17 protein-coding genes and 1 pseudogene are annotated in these 23807 nt (G+C 47.0%); 10 read left to right on the forward strand and 8 right to left on the reverse strand.

Annotated features, from left to right (window positions below):
- Position 1 precedes the first annotated feature (1 nt).
- Entirely contained in the window at positions 2-1819 is a 1818-nt protein-coding gene (locus LEPBO_RS0111740; RefSeq protein WP_017287762.1) for an ABC transporter ATP-binding protein, read from the forward strand.
- Positions 1820-2355: 536 nt separating this feature from the next.
- Positions 2356-4821: a caspase family protein gene (locus LEPBO_RS0111750; protein WP_017287764.1), complete on the forward strand. Its 2466-nt coding sequence runs from the start codon at positions 2356-2358 to the stop codon at positions 4819-4821.
- Positions 4822-5083: 262 nt separating this feature from the next.
- On the opposite strand, the gene LEPBO_RS0111755 is transcribed toward LEPBO_RS0111750, so the two are convergent.
- On the reverse strand, positions 5084-5986 hold the full coding sequence (locus tag LEPBO_RS0111755) for a c-type heme family protein (protein WP_017287765.1): 903 nt from the start codon (positions 5984-5986) through the stop codon (positions 5084-5086).
- A gap of 238 nt (positions 5987-6224) precedes the next feature.
- On the opposite strand from LEPBO_RS0111755, the gene LEPBO_RS0111760 reads away from it, so the two are divergent.
- From LEPBO_RS0111760 to LEPBO_RS0111770, 3 genes are all read left to right on the forward strand, one after another.
- Positions 6225-7235, forward strand: a complete 1011-nt coding sequence (locus LEPBO_RS0111760; protein WP_017287766.1) for a phosphate/phosphite/phosphonate ABC transporter substrate-binding protein — start codon at positions 6225-6227, stop codon at positions 7233-7235.
- Between the two features lie 142 nt (positions 7236-7377).
- Positions 7378-8577 (forward strand): sigma-70 family RNA polymerase sigma factor, encoded by a 1200-nt coding sequence (locus LEPBO_RS0111765; protein WP_017287767.1) that lies wholly within the window; start codon positions 7378-7380, stop codon positions 8575-8577.
- A 38-nt stretch (positions 8578-8615) separates the two neighbouring features.
- The gene (locus LEPBO_RS0111770; RefSeq protein WP_144056189.1) at positions 8616-9773 is read left to right on the forward strand and encodes a DUF1822 family protein; all 1158 of its coding nucleotides are present in this window, start codon (positions 8616-8618) and stop codon (positions 9771-9773) included.
- 214 nt (positions 9774-9987) lie between these two features.
- On the opposite strand, the gene miaA is transcribed toward LEPBO_RS0111770, so the two are convergent.
- Positions 9988-10962, reverse strand: coding sequence for a tRNA (adenosine(37)-N6)-dimethylallyltransferase MiaA (miaA, locus tag LEPBO_RS0111775; RefSeq protein WP_017287769.1), 975 nt, complete (start codon positions 10960-10962; stop codon positions 9988-9990).
- Between the two features lie 125 nt (positions 10963-11087).
- On the opposite strand from miaA, the gene gyrB reads away from it, so the two are divergent.
- Positions 11088-13010 (forward strand): DNA topoisomerase (ATP-hydrolyzing) subunit B, encoded by a 1923-nt coding sequence (gyrB, locus tag LEPBO_RS0111780; RefSeq protein WP_017287770.1) that lies wholly within the window; start codon positions 11088-11090, stop codon positions 13008-13010.
- Positions 13011-13057: 47 nt separating this feature from the next.
- Here the strand turns inward: gyrB and LEPBO_RS0111785 are convergent, their stop codons facing one another.
- Genes LEPBO_RS0111785 through LEPBO_RS36870 form a run of 3 tightly spaced genes read right to left on the reverse strand, consistent with a single transcriptional unit; the run spans position 13058 to position 16194 of the window.
- Positions 13058-13939: a sugar phosphate isomerase/epimerase family protein gene (locus LEPBO_RS0111785; protein WP_225885699.1), complete on the reverse strand. Its 882-nt coding sequence runs from the start codon at positions 13937-13939 to the stop codon at positions 13058-13060.
- Between the two features lie 8 nt (positions 13940-13947).
- Positions 13948-15144 (reverse strand): aromatic ring-hydroxylating oxygenase subunit alpha, encoded by a 1197-nt coding sequence (locus LEPBO_RS0111790; RefSeq protein ID WP_017287772.1) that lies wholly within the window; start codon positions 15142-15144, stop codon positions 13948-13950.
- 24 nt (positions 15145-15168) lie between these two features.
- Positions 15169-16194, reverse strand: a complete 1026-nt coding sequence (locus tag LEPBO_RS36870) for an ABC transporter substrate-binding protein (RefSeq protein WP_017287773.1) — start codon at positions 16192-16194, stop codon at positions 15169-15171.
- Between the two features lie 300 nt (positions 16195-16494).
- Here LEPBO_RS36870 and LEPBO_RS36875 point away from each other — a divergent pair, with 300 nt between their 5' ends.
- A complete protein-coding gene (locus tag LEPBO_RS36875; RefSeq protein WP_017287774.1) occupies positions 16495-17013 on the forward strand; it encodes an Lrp/AsnC family transcriptional regulator in 519 nt (172 codons plus the stop codon).
- A gap of 211 nt (positions 17014-17224) precedes the next feature.
- Here LEPBO_RS36875 and LEPBO_RS0111805 read toward each other — a convergent pair whose 3' ends face one another.
- Positions 17225-18445: a DUF790 family protein gene (locus tag LEPBO_RS0111805; protein WP_017287775.1), complete on the reverse strand. Its 1221-nt coding sequence runs from the start codon at positions 18443-18445 to the stop codon at positions 17225-17227.
- Between the two features lie 130 nt (positions 18446-18575).
- On the opposite strand from LEPBO_RS0111805, the gene LEPBO_RS0111810 reads away from it, so the two are divergent.
- The 3 genes from LEPBO_RS0111810 (at position 18576) to LEPBO_RS0111820 (ending at position 21707) form a co-directional block, all read left to right on the forward strand.
- Positions 18576-19436, forward strand: a complete 861-nt coding sequence (locus tag LEPBO_RS0111810; protein ID WP_017287776.1) for a DNA/RNA non-specific endonuclease — start codon at positions 18576-18578, stop codon at positions 19434-19436.
- Between the two features lie 185 nt (positions 19437-19621).
- On the forward strand, positions 19622-20842 hold the full coding sequence (locus tag LEPBO_RS0111815; protein ID WP_017287777.1) for a zinc-dependent alcohol dehydrogenase: 1221 nt from the start codon (positions 19622-19624) through the stop codon (positions 20840-20842).
- A gap of 178 nt (positions 20843-21020) precedes the next feature.
- The gene (locus LEPBO_RS0111820) at positions 21021-21707 is read left to right on the forward strand and encodes a manganese catalase family protein (RefSeq protein ID WP_017287778.1); all 687 of its coding nucleotides are present in this window, start codon (positions 21021-21023) and stop codon (positions 21705-21707) included.
- Between the two features lie 78 nt (positions 21708-21785).
- Here LEPBO_RS0111820 and LEPBO_RS0111825 read toward each other — a convergent pair.
- Together LEPBO_RS0111825 and LEPBO_RS0111830 are read right to left on the reverse strand one after the other, a co-directional pair.
- Positions 21786-22136 (reverse strand): annotated as a pseudogene (locus LEPBO_RS0111825) (putative PEP-binding protein); the annotation flags it as partial.
- A gap of 185 nt (positions 22137-22321) precedes the next feature.
- On the reverse strand, positions 22322-23578 hold the full coding sequence (locus tag LEPBO_RS0111830; protein ID WP_036044552.1) for an IS110 family RNA-guided transposase: 1257 nt from the start codon (positions 23576-23578) through the stop codon (positions 22322-22324).
- Positions 23579-23807: the final 229 nt, after the last annotated feature.

Consider the following 23807-nt stretch of genomic DNA (forward strand, 5'->3'; position numbering starts at 1 on the left):
AATGTTGTCTCTCCGTTATTTGATTCGCAAACTTCAGGGTGCAAGCCATTTGCTTCCTGCACTGCGCTTTGTCTGGAAAGGTTCGCCGCGATGGACTTTAGCCCATGTGACGCTAATTTTCATTCAAGGGCTTTTGCCGATCGCATTACTCTATCTAACCAAACTCATTATTGATATCGTTACAAGTAGTATTGCGCTGCCTGATAAAACATTGCTGTTTCAGCGTTTACTTGTCTTACTTGGATTGATGGGTGCTGTTACCGTCATCGCTGCGATTCTCGCTGCTTTAGCCGAACTAGTTAACAGTGCCCAGACTCAGCAAGTCACTGATTATATGCAAGGCATTGTTCATGCCAAGTCACTAGAAATTGACCTAGAATACTACGAAAATCCAGACTATCACAATAGCCTACAACGTGCTCAACAAGAAGCTTTTTACCGTCCTAATCAAATCTTGGAGCACTTGATCCAGCTTGGTCAAACAATGATCACGTTAGTGCTGATGGTCGGCTTACTCGTTGCGCTACATTGGGGAATTGCAGGCATTCTCTTTGCGGCTTCGGTTCCATCCATTCTCGTTCGTTTGAAGTACGCCTCTATCCTACATGCTTGGCAACGTCGTCGAACTGAGATGCAGCGACAAGGAGAATACTTAAGCTGGTTACTCACAGGGGATTGGTTTGCAAAAGAGCTACGCCTCTTCGATCTCGGCAACCTTTTTAGTCAACGCTTTCAGCGGATTCGCAAGCAGTTGTATCAAGAAACTTTGCAGATTGGAACTCAGCGCGCGATCGCGAATGTTCTCGCCCAAAGCCTCTCTGCTCTGCTCCTTTTTTCTGCTTACAGTTTTGTGGTCTATCAAGCGTTTCAGGGTCAACTACAAATCGGAGATTTAGTCCTTTACCATGCTGCACTCCAACAAGGACAAGCTGCTTTGAAAGGGTTACTTGGAAGTTTGTCTGCACTCTACGAAGACAATCTCTTCCTGAGCAATCTTTATGAATTTCTAGAACTCCAGCCAAAAATCGCCGCACCCCTTCATCCTAAACCACTCCCTCGACCGATGCGATCGGGGATTGTATTCGATCGCGTGAGCTTTCAATATAGCAATACGCCCCGTTGGGCATTGAAAGACGTTAGCCTGACAATTCGCCCTGGTGAGGTCATTGCTCTCGTCGGCGAAAATGGTTCTGGAAAAACAACTCTGATTAAACTGCTCTGTCGGCTATATGAACCTACACAAGGCAAGATTACCCTCGATGGCGTTGCCTTAGAGCAATATGATCTCGTAGACTTGCGCCGACAGATTAGTGTAGTTTTTCAGGACTATGTGAAGTACTATTTCACAGCTTGGGAAAACATTTGGTTCGGCAATATCGAACTTCCACCTGGGGCAGAAACGGTGATGCAAGCTGCTAAACAATCGGGAGCCGATGCGGTGATTCAAACATTACCCCAAGGCTATGACACGATGCTCGGAAAATTATTTGAACAAGGCGAAGAGTTAAGCATTGGACAATGGCAAAAAGTTGCGCTGGCGAGAGCGTTTTTGCGCCAGTCCCAGTTAGTTGTCTTAGATGAGCCGACCAGTGCAATGGATCCGAAAGCAGAATATGAAGTTTTTCAGCAGTTTCGGCAACTGATTCAGAATCAATCTGCCATTTTGATTAGCCATCGATTATCTACGGTTAAGATGGCTGACCGAATTTATGTCGTCGATCGTGGAACGATCGTGGAACAAGGCACGCATACTGAATTAATGCAGTTAAACGGCAGATATGCTCATTTATTTGAAACTCAGGCTCAGAACTATCGCTAGGAATTCTTGAGCACTGTAGAGATATCAATGCTTTATCTCAGTCAGCAACATCTTCCCCAACTCTGATTTTCTAGAAAATCCCAAAGTGGCTGTTTTGTAAAACAAGTTGAATCTGGCGATCGCAGAAATCAAAGTCCCATCCAAACTATGCAGATTCGCAAGTTTCTCTACAAGTTCGGATTAGATTGAGGAAATCTAATCCGAAGCCGTTTATCAAAGTGGAGGGGCGGCTCCTGAGAAAACTGCGTTCCAAGAATTCTTGTGAAGCGATCGCTGCTCCGGATCTTCTCGGCTTGGGAGAGCGATTCTTTAAACTGCATAAGCGAGCAGGCTTGAACATATTAATTAATATCAGCCACAATCTGCGGAAGATTGGGTGTTGCAGTTCGCATTAGGTAGCAAAAAATGCGAACTAACCCCCTACGGTTGCTGTATCTATCGAGAGTACGTTGTAATCTTGATAGGGAGTATCGTCACATTTTCCGCGTTTTATGACAGAACGGACACATTCGTGTTGTTTCGCTTGAGGTCAAGAAATGCCCCCAGTCGGTGTTGGTGCGAGTCGATTTGCTTCCGCCTTAGAAACAGGTGAAGCAAAACTCTGGGTAATGATGCTTGGGATCAATGATTACCAAGATGCAACATTGCCAAAGTTACGCTATGCCGCTTTTGACTGTCAAGGGTTGAGCCAAGCACTCGCTGAAGCAACGCAAGCATTTCCGCAGAAAGAGTTTTTTATTCATCACGATCTGACTCCAGACAAACCGACGCTACAAGCAATTCAGGCGAGCTTAGACCGCATTGTTGCCTCGGCAAAAACGCAAGATACAGTTTTATTCTATTTTTCTGGGCATGGTGTTCTAGAACCGGAGAGCCAGCAAACCGTGTTATGTCTTGCGGACACACAAAAACAGCATCTGCTCAAGACTGGGCTATGTTTTCAAAATCTATTAGCGACTTTGGGCAACTGTGCGGCTCATAGTCAACTGATTTGGCTCGACGCTTGTCACAGCGGCAATATTTCCCTATCTGGTGCGCGTGGACACTTCTCTGAACCTGCTCTGCTCAATCCAACGCCGCAACTTTTAGAAATGCTGCGCCAAAGAGCAGCAAAGAGTCGCGGATTTTATGCTTTACTTTCGTGCGATCAAGGACAGCAATCTTGGGAGTTTCCCGATCTGGGTCATGGTGTATTTAGTTACTATTTAATGCGCGGATTGCGCGGAGAAGCGGCTGGAGCTTATGGCATTATCGATGCAGATGCTCTTTATCGTTATGTGTATCATCAAACACTTCAGTACATTGAGCAGACGAATCAGCAGTTGCGGTTAATCAATCAGCAGAAACGGAATAAAGGCGAAACAGATTTACATCCAGAGTATTCCCTGCAAACACCGAAGCGGATTGTTGAGGGGATCGGAGAGACAATTTTAGGACTTAAACCAACTCACACTGAAGTAGTGCAACAACGACAAGCTTTGATTGTGGACGGGCTGATTCATCATACAGTCAGTCCTGCCGTATCGGACGTTCTGCGTCAGGATGGTAATTTTGACCTAACTTACTTCCCTCAGCCCAGTGATGCTTGGTCGAATGTTCGATCTGAGATTGCAACATTTCTTCAGCAAGACATGACTGTGCCGGAACAGCGATCGTCCGGGTCGATTCAAACTGTGGCAACGCGATTGTTATATCTGCGAGGACGGATTGAATCTTCAGAGGATGGCGATTCCTGGTTATTTTTGGGAGATGGGGCTTGGCTGAGTCGAACTTGGCTGCGGCAAGAACTTCGGCGATCGCGCACGGCTCAGCAAATTGTCATTCTCGATTGTCCGGGCGCAACTTCTTTAGAAGATTGGGTCGAGGATCTCAAGTTTTCGTCGGATCATGGTCAGTGCATTCTTGCCTGTGCTTCGCCTCAAGATGAACCAGAATTGTTTGCTCAAGTCTTGCTCGAAGCATTGATTGCGGCTCCGGCTCAAACAGGGTTGTCGATGGCAGGATTGCTGGCAAAGCTGCAAACGAACTTAGATGGTTTGGGATTGACGTGCTACCTTTGGCTGTCTGGGACGCAGGGATTGATTGAAATGCTGCCTCCAGTCCTAGAGACGCAAACCGTTCAATCGGTTCAGTCAGACACTTCGCATGATTCGCAAGCGGCGAGTACTGAAATTCCGTTGGATGAATTCATCGCTCGGATTAAGCCCTTGTTGTTGAAATTAGTCGGGCCGATCGCGCCGAGTTTAATCGAGCAGGCAGCAGAACCGCTGCAAGAAAGCAGTCCTCAACTTTTGATTCGCGCCTTGTCTGCACTGATCCCCGCCAAGCATCGCACATATTTTGAACAAGAGGCAGGATCGCTGATCCAAGTTCCTGCTCAGCCTGAAAATGTCAGTGAAGCAAGAGCGATCGCTTTACCGATCCCCGAGCAAATTCAGCCACAAACTCATCCATCTATCCAGCAAAGCGTACCCCCTCAGCAACGCGACCAATTTGTCGATCAAACGGCTCCCCGTCTCACCGCAGAACAGCTTGCAAGCATTGAGCAATTTCTGATTGAACTTGTAGGACCGATCGCACCCATGCTCTTAGGGCAACTCTCTCCCGCAGCTTGTGATCCGATAGTCATGCAGGAAGAGTTAGCCGTGCATCTATCACCTGTGCAGCAGACAAAATTAGCGCAGCGCATTACTGCACTGATGCAGTTGCCTCCGAAATCACAGAGTCCTCGCTTGAGTACGGCAAAAGGGTATGGAGTTGCTGTCCGAGAGCCACAGCAGACTCAAGAAGCGCTGAGCGATCGCTTAGTCAATGCTCAATTAATTCAGGTCTGTGAGCAAGAACTGACCTGTTTGATTGGGCCGATCGCGAAGTTTATTGTGACAACGAAACGAGATTTAGAGAATCAGGTGTCTCTGACCACGTTTGTGGAGGAGTTGATCACAGAGATTCCCGATCGTCAGAAAGCAGACGAGTTTCGGCGGAAGATATTGAGAAATTAAGAGATTAGAATCGGCGCGAATTCGATTCGTCGATCGCTCATATGTTAATTAAACATCTCGGCGAACTTAGATTCATTGAGGCTGTATGAATTGGGTCTCGACTTCGCCCCAACCTGCGAAAAATCCTCAATTTTGAGCGGTTCGCGAAGCGCATCTGAGCGGGTGAATGAAAAGTTTTCGCTGATACGCGTTCACCCGCCCTGACTTCTACAGGAACGGGTGAACGCGATAAACAACAGGATTTTATTGAATCGTAAATCCTTTACTTGCGCTTGTTCAGCAAGTTCATTGAAATCTCCAGGCTCGACTTCATCCGATTAAAAGCTGCGGCCAACGCGCCAATCTCATCTTGAGTATCTTGCTCAAACTCCATATCCATTTGCCCCATACTGACTGCTTCCGCAGCATTCGAGATCCGACGAATCGGACGAATCACCGATCGTCTGAGCAAGGTGTTAATTAACAGCGCGAGCGCAATGAAGACTGCCGTTAAAATTGCCATCACGGTTAAGAGCGATCGCCAAGCGTTATTAATCACTTCACCTGCTGGTACAGCAATAATCTGAGTTGCAACAATCTCATTGAGATTCCAACCAAATCCACCCGCATCGCCATAGGTTGCAATTTGACTTTTCGGTGCTTTATCGGGGGTCGAATGGCACTCCAAACAGCTTTGCTTACTCACACTTAACGGACGAGCAATATAGTAAACCTGCCCACCCGGTAAATCGCGAAACCCAGAGATTTCCTTAGTGTTAGGTTCTTTTTGAAACCGCTCGACTAAAGAAGCCTCAAATACATCTGCCTTATCTCGCGGGTTAGTTGGATTCAAAGTGGCTTCTTTGTAAAAGAAATCTTTGTACTCGTTATTTTCACGAAACCGCTGAAAGACTTCGTTTGCAGAGTAAGCAGGAACCGTTTCAGCAATAAAAGTCGGCTCTGTCTCTAAACGCGATTTGAGCAACGGCTGAATCTTAGTACTCGTATAATCGCGCACTGAGTTCATGGATTGAATCAGAATCAAAGCTTTCGTCGTCACTTCTCCCCTAGCTCGATTTTCGAGCACCTGCGATAGTGCCAAACTACTCAACAGCAATCCAATTAAAAATGCGGCTGCTAACAAGACATTAAATTTAGCGCCAAGCTTTAGTTTCTTTAAAATCATGACTCAGACAACCTCGCGGGGATCAAGAAACATCAACAAATAGATGCTCATTCAGGCAGGGAAAAGGAGATCGAATCAATCTGTATGCTCTTCTTAAAAGTAGCGAATTTTGGGTCTTTTCCTATCAAAGCGCTACAAACAGTTACGGTTCACAAAACGTTAGGTAGTATTCCGAGCAAAACAAGACGAGCATCCGGCAGTATGAAACAATAACTAGCATTCATAAATTCATTCAGCAATGGATAGCAGAACCTCCCGGCGCTCATTTCTAATTCTGTTATTTCTATCGGGATGTGGCATCGGTTCACGTTCAGTTCAAGCAATTCAACTCACCATTGGAACGGTTAGCTACGGAGCCGCCAATTCTGGCAATCAGTACGATCGCTTTAAACAATATCTGGCTGAGAAACTGCAAGCGGTCATCCAATTTGAGCCTGCTTTTAATGAACGCAAAGCCTTAGAGCGCATCAAAGCACAAGCTTGGTCAATCGTGTTTGCACCTCCTGGACTTGCCGCGATCGCGATGTCGCAATATCAATACACGCCGCTGTTTCCCTTAGTCGGGGTGAACAATCTGCGCTCGGTTCTGGTCGTTCCCAAAGAGAGTCCTATTTCAGACTTGCAAGCCTTATCAGGTAAAAGGTTAGCAATCGGACAACCTGGATCAGCGACAGGCTATTACTTTCCCATTTTTAATCTCTATGGTTTGACACTCAAAGAGCTTCTGGTGACATCCACTCCCAAAGCAGTCTTAGAAGCGATCGCACAAGGAACAGCAGATGCGGGAGCGCTGTCCCTCGAAGAATTCAATCTTTACAAATCGCAACTTAGCTCAGCAGAGTTTCGCATTTTGTACAACGACCCGCACAAAGTTCCAGCGGGAGTCGTGCTAGTTAGTCCGAGTGTCGATCGCACACTGCTAGAATCGATTCGCAAAGTTCTGGGAGATACGCCTTCAGTCGTTGCCCAGGAAGCAGGATTTGTTCCGACGGGAACTGTTCCGGACTACAAATATATGATTTCGGTCGTCGATCGTGTGCGTGCAATTTTTCCGGCAGATCGCGCTGAAGGTGCAGCTTTACTCGCCCAAAAACCCGTTCGACTGTTTACAGATGGACAGCCAGCAGCGCCTCAAGCTGCTTCACCTGCTCCTGCTTCGCCCACTGCTTCGCCTGCGTCAGAATCTCCTGCATCAACACCTGATGCTTCACCGACCGCAAGCTCTTCTCCTGCTCCTGGCTCACCTTGAGCGATCGCCAATCATTCATCACCCACCTCCAAAAATTGCTTCTAGTCATTCTTACGACGGGGTGAAGAAGAATATGCAGTTCTGGTGCTTTTTCTAGAAAATGGATATAGTTTGAAGACTAGCTCTCGCTCAATCTGAACTCATGCGATCGCGACAAAGTATTCTTGAAATCTTTTCCACGTTTCTACAGTTTGAGAGCGATTCAGCGACTCGATGGGTTTCAGATGCTCGCCTGCGTCGGAGTATGCAACGCTGTCTTGAAGAATCCGATGAACAAGACCTTTCCGAAATGGTTTGGTCGCTGTATTGGCATCGGCTCTGGCAAGCCGACAGTCATCCTCTCGCAGTCGCTCATTTATCTGCTTATTTGCAAGAAGTCTGCTTTTGGTCAGCTCGAAAGCTGGCATTGAATATCGGCAGCAGTCAGTCGCTTGCGGATTTCTTTCAAATCGCGATCGTCAAAATTCACCGTGTCCTGCAAGGGTTCAATCCTCAACACAGTTCAGGTCTGAAACGCTACGCAAGTCTAGCGTTTAGCAATGTGATTAAAGATACATTGCGCCTGCGCCAAGAAGTCGATATCTGTACAGATTGGGCACTGATGCACAAGTTAAGTCACAAACGATTTGTCGAGTCGTTGCAGAATTTTGGGCTAGATGCTTCTGCGATCGCAGAGCGAGTCTTCGCTTGGCAATGTTTCAAAATCATCTACGCACCTGCTCAAGGCAAAGGCTTACGAAAATTAGCAAAACCTGACCTTTCGACCCTGCAAGCGATCGTCGATCTTTATAATCGCGATCGCGTTGCCACGTTAGGCGCAACTGCCCAACCTTGCAATCCAGCTTTATTAGAGCAATGGCTGACCACTTGCGGCAAGGCAGCGAGATCGTATCTCTACCCGTCTTTGATTTCGGCAGACACGCCGCAGCCGGGAGCCGAGAATACGGAAATGTTAGACAATTTTGAATCGACCTTTCAGGAGTCAAATCTCAGCCAAATTATTGAAGCAGAAGAGGAAGATCAGCGGAAACAAACGCGATCGCAGTTGAATGCGACCCTTTTGAAAGCCCTCGTCAAACTGGATTTACCCGCGCAACGCTTGCTGCAAATGTACTATGGGAAAGGCATGACGCAGCAAGAAATTGCGAAAGAATTAGACACAAAACAATACACAGTTTCGCGACGATTAACCAATCTCAAACAAAGCCTGTTACAAATTCTTGCAGAATGGAGTCAGACAACCCTGCATCAAACTCTCAACTCGAACGTAGTGTCTAATATGAGTACGATTTTGGAGGAATGGCTGAAACTGCACTACAGTCATCCAGACCTGCCCTCCTAAATATCGAGCGATATTTAGCGCGTTCTGAGGCAAGTCCTATGTCTTATCCTGGTACATCACCCATTATGATCGCTGACACCCCGCAACTTCAATTAGAAATTCCGAGCGATGCGTTGTCCCAGGTTTGGCAGCAACAAGCATTTACGACGGATGGAATTCATTGGCAAGCGGCACTCAATCAAGCGAGTCTCAAAACGCTCTTGCCCTGGGTACAAAGTTTTGCGCCGAATGCGCGAATTTGGGCAAATTCAGCCGCGCTTTCTAGTTTTTGGGAAGTGGTGAACGGCGGAGCGATCGAGTTTGAGAATCAGCGTTTAGTGGTGATTCCAACTGCTGCGATCGACGATCGTGAACTGCGAGTGCCCCAAGAGTGGGTGGATCTTCCCAGTTGGGCAGGGGATTATTATCTATCGGTTGCCGTCAATTTAGAAGACGATGAAATTCAGGTTTTGGGATACACCACCCATCAAATGCTCAAGCAGCGCGCTCAGTATGATCCTCTTGATCGAACATATTCGCTCAATGAAGCCGATCTGATTCCTGATACGAATGTGCTGTGGATTACGCGACGGCTTTGTCCGGATGAAGTTTTGCGATCGCAGCTTGCGCCTTTACCTGCGCTTTCCCTTCAGCAAGCTGAAAATCTACTTGCTCGGTTGGGAACTACGGATGTGGTTGTGCCGCGTTTAGCGATACCCTTTCAGCAGTGGGGCGCATTACTGGAGCATGGCGGTTGGCGGCAACGTCTGTATCAACGACGCTTAGGTCTACCCGAACAATGGTCAGTACAACAATGGCTTCAGAGCGGCATTTCCACGCTAGCAGAACAATTCGGCTGGGGAGCAACAGAGATGCAGTCAAATCTGGCTTGGGCGCGTGGGTCTGAGATTAGCTCACAAAAGGCATTGTTACGCCATTTGTCGATCGCTGGAAAACCTTATGAGTTGAGAGTGTTTCAAAAGAGCGATGATGTCTGGCGCTTTGAGCTACAAAGTACTTCTGGAGCATTAATTCCAGGTGGCTTTAAGCTGCGATTGCTTCTAGAAGATTTGATGCCGTTTGAAAATAACGAAGATGTCGCCATGAATGCGATCGAGTGTCTTTATCTAGAAGTGCGGCTTAGCCCTGGCGATACTTTAGTCTGGGAAACAGAACCCTTGCCAGAGAACTACGATCGCGAAATTCTTTGCTTTTAGAGGGTCTTTGAAATGTATCAACAGTTGCTCGCTCCGTTCTAGCTCGCCCCGGAATGAATTCGGGGCTAACCGTGCGAAGTCCTTTGAAAAGGACTGAAGACCCCATTCTTATTAGCTTTTAGTCCCTTGAGTGGACTTTGTTCAACTAGCCCGGATTTTCAATCACGGGCGGGTGAAGGCGATGAACAATACCTTTTAAACATCCTCTTAGTCCTCATCCAGGCAGCGATCGCGCTTCTGCTAAAAACACCTGAATCCGATCCCAAACTCGATCGACTAAATTTCCTGCATCCGCATCAAACCATTCCAGTTCCGGGACAGCTCGGAACCAAGTTCTTTGCCGTTTTGCAAACTGCCGCGTGTGCAGCACCGTCAACCGCTCCGCCTCTTGCAGAGAGATCTCTCCTCTCAAGTACTGCCGCATCTCTGCATAACCCAACGTATTCAACAGCGGCAGATCCTCGCCATACTTCTGGCACAGTCGTTCTACTTCTTCGACAAATCCCATTTCAATCATTTGTCCTGCCCGTTTCGCAATCCGCTGCTCCAACTGATCCGACTCCAATCCAATCTGCAAAATCGGATAATTCGGCGGATTCTCCCCTTGCTGTTCAGAAATCGGACGACCCGTCACATAAAAAACTTCCAACGCTCTCAACGTCCGCACCTGATCATTTGCATGAATCCGCTCTGCCGCAGCCGAGTCTACTTGTTGCAGCATTGCATAAAGCGTCTTCTGCCCGAGTGTTTCCAACTGCGATCGCAATTCCAACTGAGGCGCAACTCGCGGAATTTTCATCCCACGCGCGATCGCTTTAATGTAGAGTCCAGTTCCACCAACCAGGAAAAGGTGGGGAGTGGATCTACTCCCCACTTTCTCAATCAACCCATTCGCCCGCTCCTGATAATCCGCCACCGTCAACGTCTCCGTCGGCTCGCAAATATCAATCAAAAAATGCGGCACTTGATTTAACTCTCGCTGAGTCGGTTTTGCCGTTCCGATGGTAAACTCTCGATACACTTGGCGCGAATCGGCACTCAAGATGATAGACTGCGAGCGTTTTGCAAGCTCGATCGCTAAACCTGATTTGCCACTTGCCGTCGCGCCAGCGATTATAATAAGTACAGGTGTATTGCTTAATCTTTTTTGATCGTTTTGCGATTTATAAGCCAAAATAGACCGATCCATCCTACTTTCAAAATTCATCAGAGACTGTCCTAAAACCGCTCATAAGCCATTTGTGCTATAATTTTGGTGAAATTTGTCTCTCTCTTACTGATTTCGCTCCTTATTGCCCTAAAAGAACGCTTCCTATGACGACAAACTACGATGCGCAGCAGATTCAAGTCCTTGAAGGTCTTGAAGCCGTAAGAAAACGCCCCGGCATGTATATCGGCAGTACTGGACCTCGCGGACTGCACCATCTTGTTTACGAGGTTGTCGATAACTCCGTCGATGAAGCACTTGCGGGCTACTGTAAAGCGATCGATATTTCAATTAACGCCGATGGTTCTGTCACCGTAACCGATGACGGACGCGGCATTCCCACTGGAATTCATCCTAAAACCGGGAAGTCAGCACTGGAAACCGTGATGACGATTCTACACGCTGGCGGTAAGTTTGGCGGCGGTGGATACAAAGTCTCTGGCGGTCTGCATGGGGTTGGGATTTCAGTTGTCAACGCACTCTCCGAATGGGTCGAAGTCACCGTCTGGCGCGAGAAGAAAGTTCACCTGCAACGATTTGAGCGGGGAATTGCGATGGGGGAATTGCAAGTCGAGCCTTATCCTCAAGCGAGAACCGGAACATCCGTCACCTTTCTGCCCGATGCTTCGATCTTCACGGAAACCACGAAGTTCGACTACACTACCCTCTCTGGACGATTGCGGGAGCTTGCTTATCTTAACGGTGGGGTTCGGATCAAATTCGCCGATCACCGAGAAGGCTCTGAACGAGAAGATGTCTACTTCTACGAAGGCGGAATTCGTGAGTACATCTCTTACATGAACCGCGAAAAGCAACCGCTGCATGAAGAAGTCATCTTTGTTAGTGGGGAACGCAACGGCATTCAAGTTGAAGTGGCGCTGCAATGGTGTTCCGATGCCTACAACGACAATATTATTGGCTTTGCGAATAACATTCGTACCGTCGATGGTGGAACGCATTTAGAAGGCTTGAAAGCAGTTCTGACTCGCACCCTGAATACGATCGCGCGCAAGCGGAACAAGATTAAAGAAAACGAATCGAATCTTGCCGGGGAAAACATCCGAGAAGGCTTAACGGCTGTGATTTCGGTGAAGGTTCCTGATCCTGAGTTTGAAGGTCAAACCAAGACGAAATTAGGCAATACCGAAGTTCGTGGGATTGTTGATTCGCTGGTCGGTGAAGTGCTGACTGAGTATCTAGAATTCCGTCCGAACGTTTCGGATGCGATTATTGAGAAAGCAGTTCAGGCGTTCAAAGCAGCAGAAGCGGCTCGACATGCACGAGAAATGGTGCGCCGCAAGTCGGTTCTCGAATCTTCTACACTGCCTGGAAAACTCGCAGACTGTGCATCTCGCGATCCAAGCGAATCCGAGATTTACATTGTGGAAGGGGATTCTGCGGGCGGTTCTGCAAAACAAGGACGCGATCGCCGATTCCAAGCGATTCTGCCGTTGCGCGGTAAGATTCTCAACATCGAGAAAACCGATGACTCGAAGATCTACAAGAACACTGAAATTCAAGCTTTAATTACTGCATTGGGCTTGGGTATCAAAGGCGAAGAATTCGATGTGTCTCAGCTTCGCTACCACCGCATCATCATCATGACGGACGCAGACGTAGATGGAGCGCACATCCGCACCTTGCTACTGACCTTCTTCTATCGCTATCAGCGCATGATGGTCGATCAAGGCTATGTGTATATTGCTTGTCCTCCATTGTTCAAAGTCGAACGTGGACGCAATCACTACTATTGCTACAGTGAGCGAGAACTGCAAGAACGCTTAGCAACCTTCCCAGACAATGCGAGCTATAACATTCAGCGCTTCAAAGGGTTGGGTGAAATGATGCCACAGCAGCTATGGGATACAACGATGAATCCTGAAACTCGGACACTCAAACGAGTTGAAATCGAAGATGCAGCAGAAGCCGATCGCGTCTTTACGGTGTTGATGGGCGATCGCGTTGCCCCCCGTCGCGAATTCATCGAGACTTATGGCTCGAAGATGAATTTAGCAGACCTCGATATCTAATTGGTTTGCTATTTCAATTGTCTTGAAGCTCAGCTAGTTTAAAAGCACTAGCTGAGCTTTTTGTTGATGAGTGCAGCTTCTCCAAATCCGGATTGCATAAACTGTCGCCGCTGGCGTTCTGCCATCCAGCAGGTCACATCCCACACATCCGCGATCGGCATTTTCGTAAACGGCAAGGTCTGCATATAGCCATCCCATAGAAACTCTGGATTCATTGTGACTTGAGAGAATCCTCGTTGCCTTTGCGCCTTCCAAATGAGATCCCACCAGCGTTCATGCGCCGCCAAAGCTGCCGTATATTCGGGCGCTCGCGGATCAGGAACTTGAGCATGTTGAGCATAGCCGACTCGACAATGAATATGCATCGCTCGCTGAGCGCACTGCTCTAGAATTGCCCATTCACTATCGAGTAACCGTTCACAGACGACGCACCAATGGCTAAAATCACACGTCAATTTCATCTCTGGAAATTGTGCGAGTAAATCTCGCGTAATCCAAGGATTAAACAGCGATCGACTTCGATGCGTCTCAAAGCTAATTGTTACTCCTGACGTTTGCTCTAGTTCAAGCGCTTGTCCAAAAAAGTCCACATTCTGCTGCCATGACCAAGCATCATACCCACACATGGTCGAAACAAACATCGCTCCCATGTCGATCGCATGTTCGACAGTCCAGCGTAAATCATTGAGATGATCTTGAATTGTGCGATCGCGCTGAGGAATCCACCAATCTTCAGGTGTATCGGGATTCACCCCCGTCGTCGCTTCAGCAATGTAGACTAGTTGATGTTCAGCTAATTTTTGACGTAGCTTGTGGCGGTGTTCGATTTCGTTTGGAATCGGGCCTTCTAGCCCATCGAATCCGCCCTGAAGCGTCTGCTCGATCAGTTCATCGAGATCGGATGAACCTGACCAGACTGAACGTAGCATCAATAGTTTCATTGTGAATTGGCGCCTTGAATTTGCTGGGCTAGATATTTTTGAAATAACCAAATCGGCATTTCTAAATGTCCCAACGCTCCGGGTGAATAAACCGACGATCGCAATCCTCGCTGTACCGCAGTACAAACCTCAACATCTTCTAAGTGAAACTCTTTGAGTCCAGCAATCTCTCGTTCGAGAATCTGCGGAAACTCTGGCATATCCTTGCTTTCAGAAGTCACTAACAATGTTGTATGCAGCGTCATTTCACCTGCGCTCGTCGGCAGTAGCAAGTACCAATAAACGCGATCGGGTCCTGTAAACAATAAGAAATTCGGATTCCCAAGATAGACTGCATATTCATAATGATCTTGAGGCAGCAGATTCACTGGCGTTTGAAACACTGTCGGAGACTGCCCTGCGTTAATCCGTTCTACGATCGATTTTGCTAACGGTAAATGACAGACAACTCCGTTTAAGACTTCTGGCTCTGTCCATGTCTTTGCCGCAGGCAGCATCGGTTCAAAGGTTTTAGCGTGAGTCCCTAAATGATGATAGGGTTCCATAAAATTCTCAACTAAGACCTTCCAATTAAATTGGCAATTCCACTCTAGGTTCGCAACCATCTGCATTTCTGCAATGTTCCACCGTTCTAGATAGGGAGAGAGTGCAGCATAGTGAGTGCTAACCGATTCAATCTCAGGGTCGAAGGTGATAAAAATAAAGCCGTGCCAGATCTCAGATCGAAACTTGGGTAAACAAACTTTGTCCGGCTCAAACTGCTGACTCTGGTGCATTTCTGGCGCGCCGACGAGCGTTCCGTCTAATCCATACACCCAATGATGATACGGGCAGAGAAAGCTCCGACGATTGCCTTGTGCTGCATGTCCAAATCCTTCTGGCATCATGTCCATCCCGCGATGAGCACAGACTCGCGACAGCACTCGAATCTGATTATCTTTGCCTCGGACAATTACAAGAGGTTCATCGATTAGATCAAGGTTAATATAATCGCCGGGCTGAGGCACTTGTGAGCAATGCCCGACACAGAGCCATTGTCGTTTGAAAATGTGTTGAACTTCCCATTGGTAGAAGTCTGGATCAGTGTAAGTTTCTGCGGGTAGTGCGATCGCAGTTTCTAAAGGTCTACTCGCAGCTTCTAAGATCTTCTGTTGGAGTTCAACAAGCTTTTGCGGATGGGAACAGACGGTCATAAATGCAACTCCTTATTGATCGATCTAAGCTTGAATCCCTTTCAGAAAAGAGGTATTGACGACCGAATCAGCTTTAACAGTCTTCGTCATCAATCCTGCTTCTATCCAAACTTGTTGTGCTTTCGGAAAGCTTTCAAAGAATGGAGCAGTCCCATTTCCCTTTAAGCCAAAATAAGTGGCGTTCTCTTGGAGATCTGCGTACTTACACCCTTTGACCATTTCGCTGACTTCTTGCTCAGACACACCTAAACCTTTCGCAATCACAGCATTTGCTTGAGTTGGGTTCGCTTTCCAGTATTCAACTGCATCAAACCAGGCTTTAATTACCCCGCTCACGGCATCTGGATTTGTTTTGGCATATTCCTGATGAACAATCAACAAGTCGAGTAAAAGTCCTGGTTTTTCTCGGCTAGTGGTCAGGATATGAGCATTCGGGGCTTGTTTTGCAGAAGTGGATAGATATGGCTCCCAGGTTACAGCAGCTTTGGCACGCCCTGCGCTGAATGCGCTTGCCGCATCGCCTGCGGTTGGCATGTATATGGCTTGAACATCTTGAGCCGATAACTTAGCTTCTTTCATCAAAGATAGGAGAAAGAAATGAGAGGGAGAGCCTTTTTCAACGGCGATCGATTGTCCTCGCAAGTCGGCAACTTTCGCAATTTCTTTACTCGAAACAATGCCATCTGCGCCGTAAGAATCATCTAATTTGAGAATGCAGGATGCAGGGAGTCCCTGAGCCGCTTCGATCGCAAACCAGTCGAGTGTAGAAATCGAAAATTGCACTTCTTGCGAAGCTAAGGCACTGCGACGGGGGGCTGCATCTTCAATTTTGAGAATTTCTGCATCGAGTCCATACTTTTCAAAGAGTTTCTGGTCTTTCGCAACAAAGAAAGGACCATACCCAACCCAGGTCAAAATCGCAATTTTGATCGGTTTGAGAGAACTGGGTTTGTCTGATGATGAGGAGTTCGTTCGATTTTGACAGGCTGCGATCGCTGTTGTTGTTCCAGCCAGCAAACCATATTTCAGCAGTTGACGACGCTGTATCACTCTAGTCACTCTCCAATCGTTTTAGATGGAACTGTGTAGTCACTCAAAGGCACGACAAACAAGCGATAGGGATAAAATCATTGTCTAGGTTAGGAGGATATCTAGTAGAAAAATGTGTCTCAAGCAACAAAATTCGTACTTATGTGCCAAAATAATTGCGAATTTAGAGCCTCAAAGCTATTCAAATTTGTTTTAGCTACAAAATTCTGCCTATAACTGCGAATATCGAATTTAACTCTATCGAATGAGTTGCAGACATTCCGATGTATACTACGGGTTCCGTGCGATAAAGTTGGTGCTATGTCTGATGAACCCGCATCTCAAGGAGTCGAAGGCGCTCAGTCCAACTTAGATGAGTTGGACATTGAGATTGTTCAACTCCTGCACAAAGATGGGCGGATGCCGTTTACGGAAATTGCGAAGCAGCTAGGTGTGTCAGAAGCCACGATCCGCAATCGGGTTCAGCGTTTGACAAATTCTGGCGCAATTACGATTCAGGCTTACTTGAACCCGAATAAGCTAGGATTCCGCAGCATTGCGCTGATTGAATTGAAAATGGTTAATTTAGAGCGAGCACAAGCGATCGCCTCTGAGTTAGTCGAGCAAGATTCAGTGAGCTATGTTGCGTTTGTCGCAGGAAGCTATGATCTATTTGTAGAAGTTACTTACGATACGAATGAAGGATTGCTTGACTTTCTAACCGCGTTAAGAGCAAAACCTGGCATCATTAATTGTGAAACAGCCACAGTTCTGAAGCTACTGAAAACTCAGTATTCATTTCAGATACGATCGACGAAGAGTTCTAGCTTTTCATCTTAATTCTGCCTCTAAGAGGCTGTTTGAAACGTATCAACAGTTTCCTCGCTCCGTGCTATGTCGCCCCGGAATGAAATTCCAGGGCTAACGGTGCGAAGTCCTTTGAAAAGGACTGAAGACCCGGTTCTAACTGGCTGTTAGTCCCTTGAGTGGACTTTGTTCAACTAGCCCGGAATTCCATTCCAGGGCGGGTGAATGCGATGAACGATACTGTTCAAACATTCTCTAAGACTTGTAAAATCGCCTTCGGGAGCAATTGATCCTTAAACCAAACAATTCGAGCAGGTGTATCTGAGATTTTCACCCCTGCATTCTCTAAATTCAGTCGCTCTGAAACTGCCAAAATCAAATCATCCCGCCCTGATTGCCTAACTTGTGAAAACTTTTTCCGCAAATATTCAGGTCGCCAATATCCGACAATTTCTACTAGAAACGATCGACCATCTGGATGCACGACTCGAAAATCTGGAATCATCACACTGCCAGGAATCGGAATTAAATCAACTTCTCGTTCCAATCGCCATTCCGTCTTCGCTTTATTCCAGCGATCGACAAATCCTGCTTCTAGTAGACTATCGTAGGTCTTTCCAGGCGGATAGTGGCTGACCAATCCACATTCAGAATCTAGAGCAAATCGCCCTTGTCGCTTTTGACCTGAATAGCTATCGTTGATCTGCAATTCTGCTGCAAGGCTCCAGCGAGTTACATGCAGTAAAGCAGGAAGTAACTTTGCGATCGCAAGTCCATACCGAGTTGAAGGCTTAAACAAACTGGTCGGACCATCGATCGTCAACGTAAATCCATGATCCGCATCGCCTTCGATATACGTCATCAACTGAAACAATTTCATGTACCGAAACAAGAGCTTATACTGTCCCGGATCATTGCGGTGAGCATTGATCACCAGATGACTTGCCCGATAAAACACACCTTGCACTTGCGATAAATTGTAGCGATGGAGCAGTGCTTCTGGGGTTGGAGCTTCAAAGCTCGTTAGAATTTGATTCTCTGGTAAATCCGCATACAATCCAGCTTTTACTTGTTCTGGTAAGACTTCGCGATCGAGTTCTTGACCCAAATCATTGGCAATCTTCTCGATCGTCATCTGAGTTGCCTGAGCACTCGGAACACTTTGCGCGGACAATGCAAACACCCGCTCTCGTAACATCGGCGGATCAAGGGGACTCACAGTTTCAAAGGTACTAAATGAGCTATTGAGTAAATGCGCTAATCCTCGCTTGACTCGATAGTCCGTCTCTTCTCCTTCAAGCTCTTGCAGTTGCCGATTGAGTGCGCCTCTAGTTCCGTTCCGAGCTTCTTGAAATAAAGTGATTAAATCTTCAGCGATCGCTAAAACTTTCGCATCAAACTCTAACCGTTTTGGTGCAATTTCTTCTCCATTGAATCGATGAATTAATAACTCAGTCGGTAACATGATTGCAATACATTTCTCTATTTCTTAGAAGTAGCGGGCACATCACTACTCTAGCGTTAAGATTGAACACTTTGCGTACTATGGAAGTCAAAAACCACTGCATAATGGTGTCCAAAAGATTAGTTTTCGTATGCTGAAACCTCGTTGGCAAATTTTCGCGATCGCGGCTCTGGTCATTGCCTTAATTGTAGGCGGCATTATTTTAATCAATCGCCCCAAGGAACCGACTGGAACTCAACCCTTTCTCCCTCCAGTTGTCGGCAATGTTCATCTGACGATGGGGATTCCGAGCAAAGCAACTCGCGACATTCAAAATGCCAATGATTATTTAATTGACGACAATCAGCGCCCCTATGCACTGTCATACAACAACACCAAACGGATTCCCAACTGGGTGAGTTGGCAGCTCAATAAAAGCTGGTTAGGTACGGCTCCTCGTAGCAATGATTTTCGTGCCGATACCACTTTGCCCAAGGGTTGGTATCAAGTGAAATCAAGCGACTACAACGGTAGTGGATACGATCGTGGACATATGGCGCCTTCTGCCGATCGCGCCAAAGATATCGCGACGAATTCTGCAACTTTCTTGATGACCAACATTGTTCCCCAAACGCCAGATAACAATCGTGATGTTTGGGAGAGCTTAGAAAGCGAGTCTCGTCGATTGGCAAATCTGGGCAAAGAACTTTATATCATTGCAGGTGGAGTTGGGGAAAAAGGCACGATTGGGGCAGCAAAAATTTCGATTCCTGCTTCGACTTGGAAAGTAATTGTCGTTCTGGATAAGCCGGGGTTAAGGGCGGCGAATGTCACGAATAAAACGCGGGTGATTGCAGTCGATGTTCCCAATATTCAAGGCATTAAAGATAAGACTTGGCGAGACTTTCGAGTGAGTGTCGATCAGCTTGAAGCAAAAACAGGCTATAACTTTTTGACCAACGTACCGGAAGCCGTGCAAACCGCGATCGAGAGCCGAGTCGATCGCGGATAGCCAAAATTAGATTCTGAACAAACAATTCTCAGCGACAGCTTTTGTCTCGATCGCTCTTCCTCTGGTTAGACGAAGTTCGGATCCTGACTCTCTATCATCCGTCCAAGTGTTGTCTCTGCTTTCAGCCTGCCAACAAATGGCGAATGACATCGACTTCACGGTTCAGACAATAGAGGAACTTAGTGATGAAAGCTGTTGTGTTTCACGGAGTCGGTGATATTCGGTTAGATAATGTCCCTGAACCCAAGATAAAAGATCCCCTAGATGCGATCGTGCGCCTAACTGCCAGTGCGATCTGTGGAACCGATCTCCACATGATTCGCGGAACGTTTACAGGCATGAAGCCAGGAACAATCCTCGGACATGAAGGCGTAGGAATCGTTGAAGAAGTCGGCGCAAATGTGCGGAATTTGAACAAAGGCGATCGCGTCGTGATTCCATCTACCATTGCTTGCGGCTACTGTTCATATTGTCGATCGGGCTACTATGCTCAATGCGACGTTGCCAATCCCAATGGACCTGAGGCAGGAACCGCATTCTTTGGTGGTCCCGAACCCACTGGTCCAATCGATGGATTGCAAGCCGAGTATGCGCGAATTCCCTATGCTAGTACCGGACTCGTCAAACTGCCTCAAGGTGTGACTGACGACGAAGCAATTCTACTCTCAGATATTTTTCCAACCGCTTACTTCGGAGCAGAACTAGCAGAAATCACGTCTGGAGATACAGTCGCAATCTTTGGCTGCGGGCCAGTTGGACAATTTGCTATTAAGAGCGCACAACTCTTGGGTGCAGGACGAATTTTTGCGATCGATACGATTCCTTCTCGTTTGCAAATGGCAAAGGCACTCGGAGCCGAAATCATTGACTTTAATGTTGAAGATCCGGTCGAAACACTGAAAAGTTTAACGGGAGGAGCGGGAGTCGATCGAGCGATCGATGCTGTCGGTGTCGATGCTGTTGCGCCGCATTCAGGTGCCGCTGCTCAAAAAGCTCAAGCACAAATGCAGCAGTTTCAGCAACAAGTCCATGAGATTGCGCCTCAAATCAATCCGCAGAATGGGAATTGGCATCCGGGAAATGCTCCTTCTCAAGCGTTGGAATGGGCAGTCCAAGCACTAGCAAAAGCAGGAACATTATCGATTATTGGGGTGTACCCCCTGACGCATAAGTTTTTCCCAATCGGGATGGCAATGAACAAAAATCTCACGATCAAGATGGGAAATTGCAATCACCGCAAATACATTCCGCAACTGATTGATATGGTACAAAGCGGAATGGTAACACCCACACAAATTCTGTCGCAAATCGAGCCGATGACTTCGGTGCTAGATGCTTATAAATCGTTTGATCAACGTAAACCAGGATGGGTCAAAGTAGAATTAGTACCCGGAGCCACAGCTTAAAACTATTTCTAACAAATCCAGCAACGTCTAAGAGCAGAGTTTAGAACATTTGGCAGAAGTCTTCCTAAAGGTCAAGGTACTTCCTAAAACCCTGACCTAATCTCTTAGATGTGTTTCATTCACCAAACGATAAAGCCTTCTAAGAAAGTATTTTCATAAGCTAGAACAAGGGGACAAAATGTTTTTTCACAAAAAAGAATCTATCCATACTGTCAATGTTGACGACGCAAATCCAAAATTTGCTCAATTACTATTAGAACAATTCGGGGGTGCCACGGGTGAGTTGACTGCTGCTCTACAGTACTGGGTACAGTCTTTTCACTGCGAAAATCCTGGCATTCGAGATATGCTCCAGGACATTGCGATCGAAGAGTTTGGGCACTTGGAAATGGTGGGCAAACTGATCGAATCCCATACCAAGAATGTAGACCAAACCGAAGCTTACAAGAGTTCTCTGTTTGCTGTGCGCGGGATGGGACCTCACTTCCTCGATAGCCAAGGCTCAGCTTGGACGGCTGCCTACATTAACGAAGGCGGTGATGTTGTCCGTGACTTACGCGCTAACATTGCCGCAGAAGCAGGAGCGCGACAAACTTATGAGGCGCTGATTAAACTCGCTCCAGACAAAGGAACTGAGAAAACGCTAGTCCATTTGCTAACTCGCGAAATTTCGCACACCCAAATGTTCATGAAAGCATTGGATTCTATGGGCAAACTGACTGATCCGATGTTTGGTAATATTCAACCGGATGAAACCGTGGATATTTACTACAACCTCTCTCAAAATGGTCAAGATCAGCGTGGTCCCTGGAATTCAGAACCCACGTTTAAGTATATTGCTGACCCAATGTCACAACAATCATAACCAGATCTAAATTCTCTTTCATGCTAGGAGCCTTGAAGATCAAGGCTCCGTTTTGCTATATAACCTCATGGGTCCTCGTTACTGTTCTGCCTGTGCGATCGCCATTCTCGTCTTCAATACAGAATCAGGATTCAAGCTAATCGAATCAATGCCCTGCTGAACTAGGAATTTGGCGAACTCTGGATAGTCACTGGGAGCCTGTCCACAGATGCCAATCTTACGTCCACAGCGTTTCACTTTCGCGATCGCCAGTCCGACCATTTGCTTGACCGCTTCATTACGTTCATCAAACAAATGAGCAACCAGTGAAGAATCGCGATCGAGTCCTAATGTTAACTGAGTCAGATCATTCGACCCGATCGAGAAGCCATCAAACACTTCACAGAACTGAGTCGCTAACATGACGTTACTCGGCAACTCACACATAACATATTCCCTGAGCTTCTCTAAGTCAAGTAAGAATGTGAAAAAGTGCTTCTACCATCATTGTTAGATTCATTCTAGACATCACAATTCTATCGATTCTCAATCTGATAACTTCAGTAAGTTTAGAATCGAAAATCTAAATTACATTGAGTTTCATTCCTACATTCACACCATGACAAATGTCGCGTTCATGCTTGTGAAAGAATTTGCTGTGCTAAGGGTGACCCTTTTTGGTGCAATGCCAGGAGGTACTTGGCTTCATCATACGGAACTCGGTCTTGCCAGCAACGAAATAGAATCCGAATCCACTTAAACGCCAGTGCTCGAATTGCAGCTTGATGCGTCTTTCCAGCTTGTTTCTGAGCTTGATAGAATGCCTTTGCCCAGAGGGACGCTTTGCGCGATTCATTCGCCCACTCAATGAAGGTTTGGCGTAAGAATCTCGGTGCTCCCCAACGCCAATGTATCCAACACTTTTTCCCACTGCGTTCGGTTACCGGAGCAATGCCTGCATACTGCAACAAGTCTTGGGCAGTTTGATAACGAGTGCGATCTTCTCCAAACGCCAGCAGCAATCGTGGCGCGAGGTTAGTTCCAGCATGAGGGAGCGCCGCAAAGATCGCAGCATCAGGCAGTTGATTGAATTCGCGATCTATTTGGGCTTCAAACTGACGCACCGATGTGAGCAAGCTACGAAGTTGGCTGACCAAGGCTTGCACCATGAGTTGAGACGATTCGACGATCGCCGAATCTTGCGTGAGTGGAATACCGTTGCGTAAACACTCAATTCGACGAGCATTGCAGTCTTTGTAGCGAGAATGATGCTCACAGAAAAACTGCTGCAACTGTTCATCGCTGACTTGCTGCACCGCACTCAAAGTTGACCATTGTGTGAGAAAGTCACAGAACACCATCGTATCGCGATGCTCGAAACAGTCAATCGCTTGAGGAAAGTATCCTTTGAGCACATCGACGAGACGATTGGTCGTGCGTCCAATATCTTCAATCAGCGTGCGTCGCCATTCGACGAGTGCTTGCAGTTTTCTGAGCATTGGGCTGGCAGGTTGCCAAACCGTCAGTTTATCCCGGTGTTTCCGAAGAAGTTCAACCTGCAGTGCTGCATCCGTCGGATCATCCTTTGCACGACTCGGAGTAAAGACTTGACGATACTTAGAGACGGTTTGAGGATTGACGGGATAGAGGACAAGGAACTCGTACTTACACAATGCATAGATCAACGGTCCTCGTTTCTGTTCCAGGCAAACAGCAATCGGTTGTCCTCCATAGCGCACCCGCAATTGCATTGCCCAGGCTTCAATCGCTTCTGGTCGAGCGCCAATCACGCAATGTTCTTGAGTTTGAGCCGCACAATCATACAAACACACATCGTGCTTTTGGTCTGCCCAATCTAAACCAATCAAAGCCACATAAGGCATGTCAGTCATCTGAGTCCACCTCCGAAGGAATGTGTCATCATGAACTTGGTTTCAATCCCAGTCTTCAGGCGAAAGTATTATGGCAGACATAAAAATCTGTCCCTGAGGATTCGTTCATTGAGGACTAGGAAGCGAGGTCAGTGCGACAATATGTTAGAAGTCATCTGGCTGTCGCCCGTTGCATAGTCGTCACTGACCTTGCCTATTCTCAGGGCAATTCTGATCTCTTCGGTACTGC

Origin of the sequence: Leptolyngbya boryana PCC 6306 (assembly GCF_000353285.1) — a bacterium.
GTDB classification, from domain to species: Bacteria; Cyanobacteriota; Cyanobacteriia; order Leptolyngbyales; family Leptolyngbyaceae; genus Leptolyngbya; species Leptolyngbya boryana.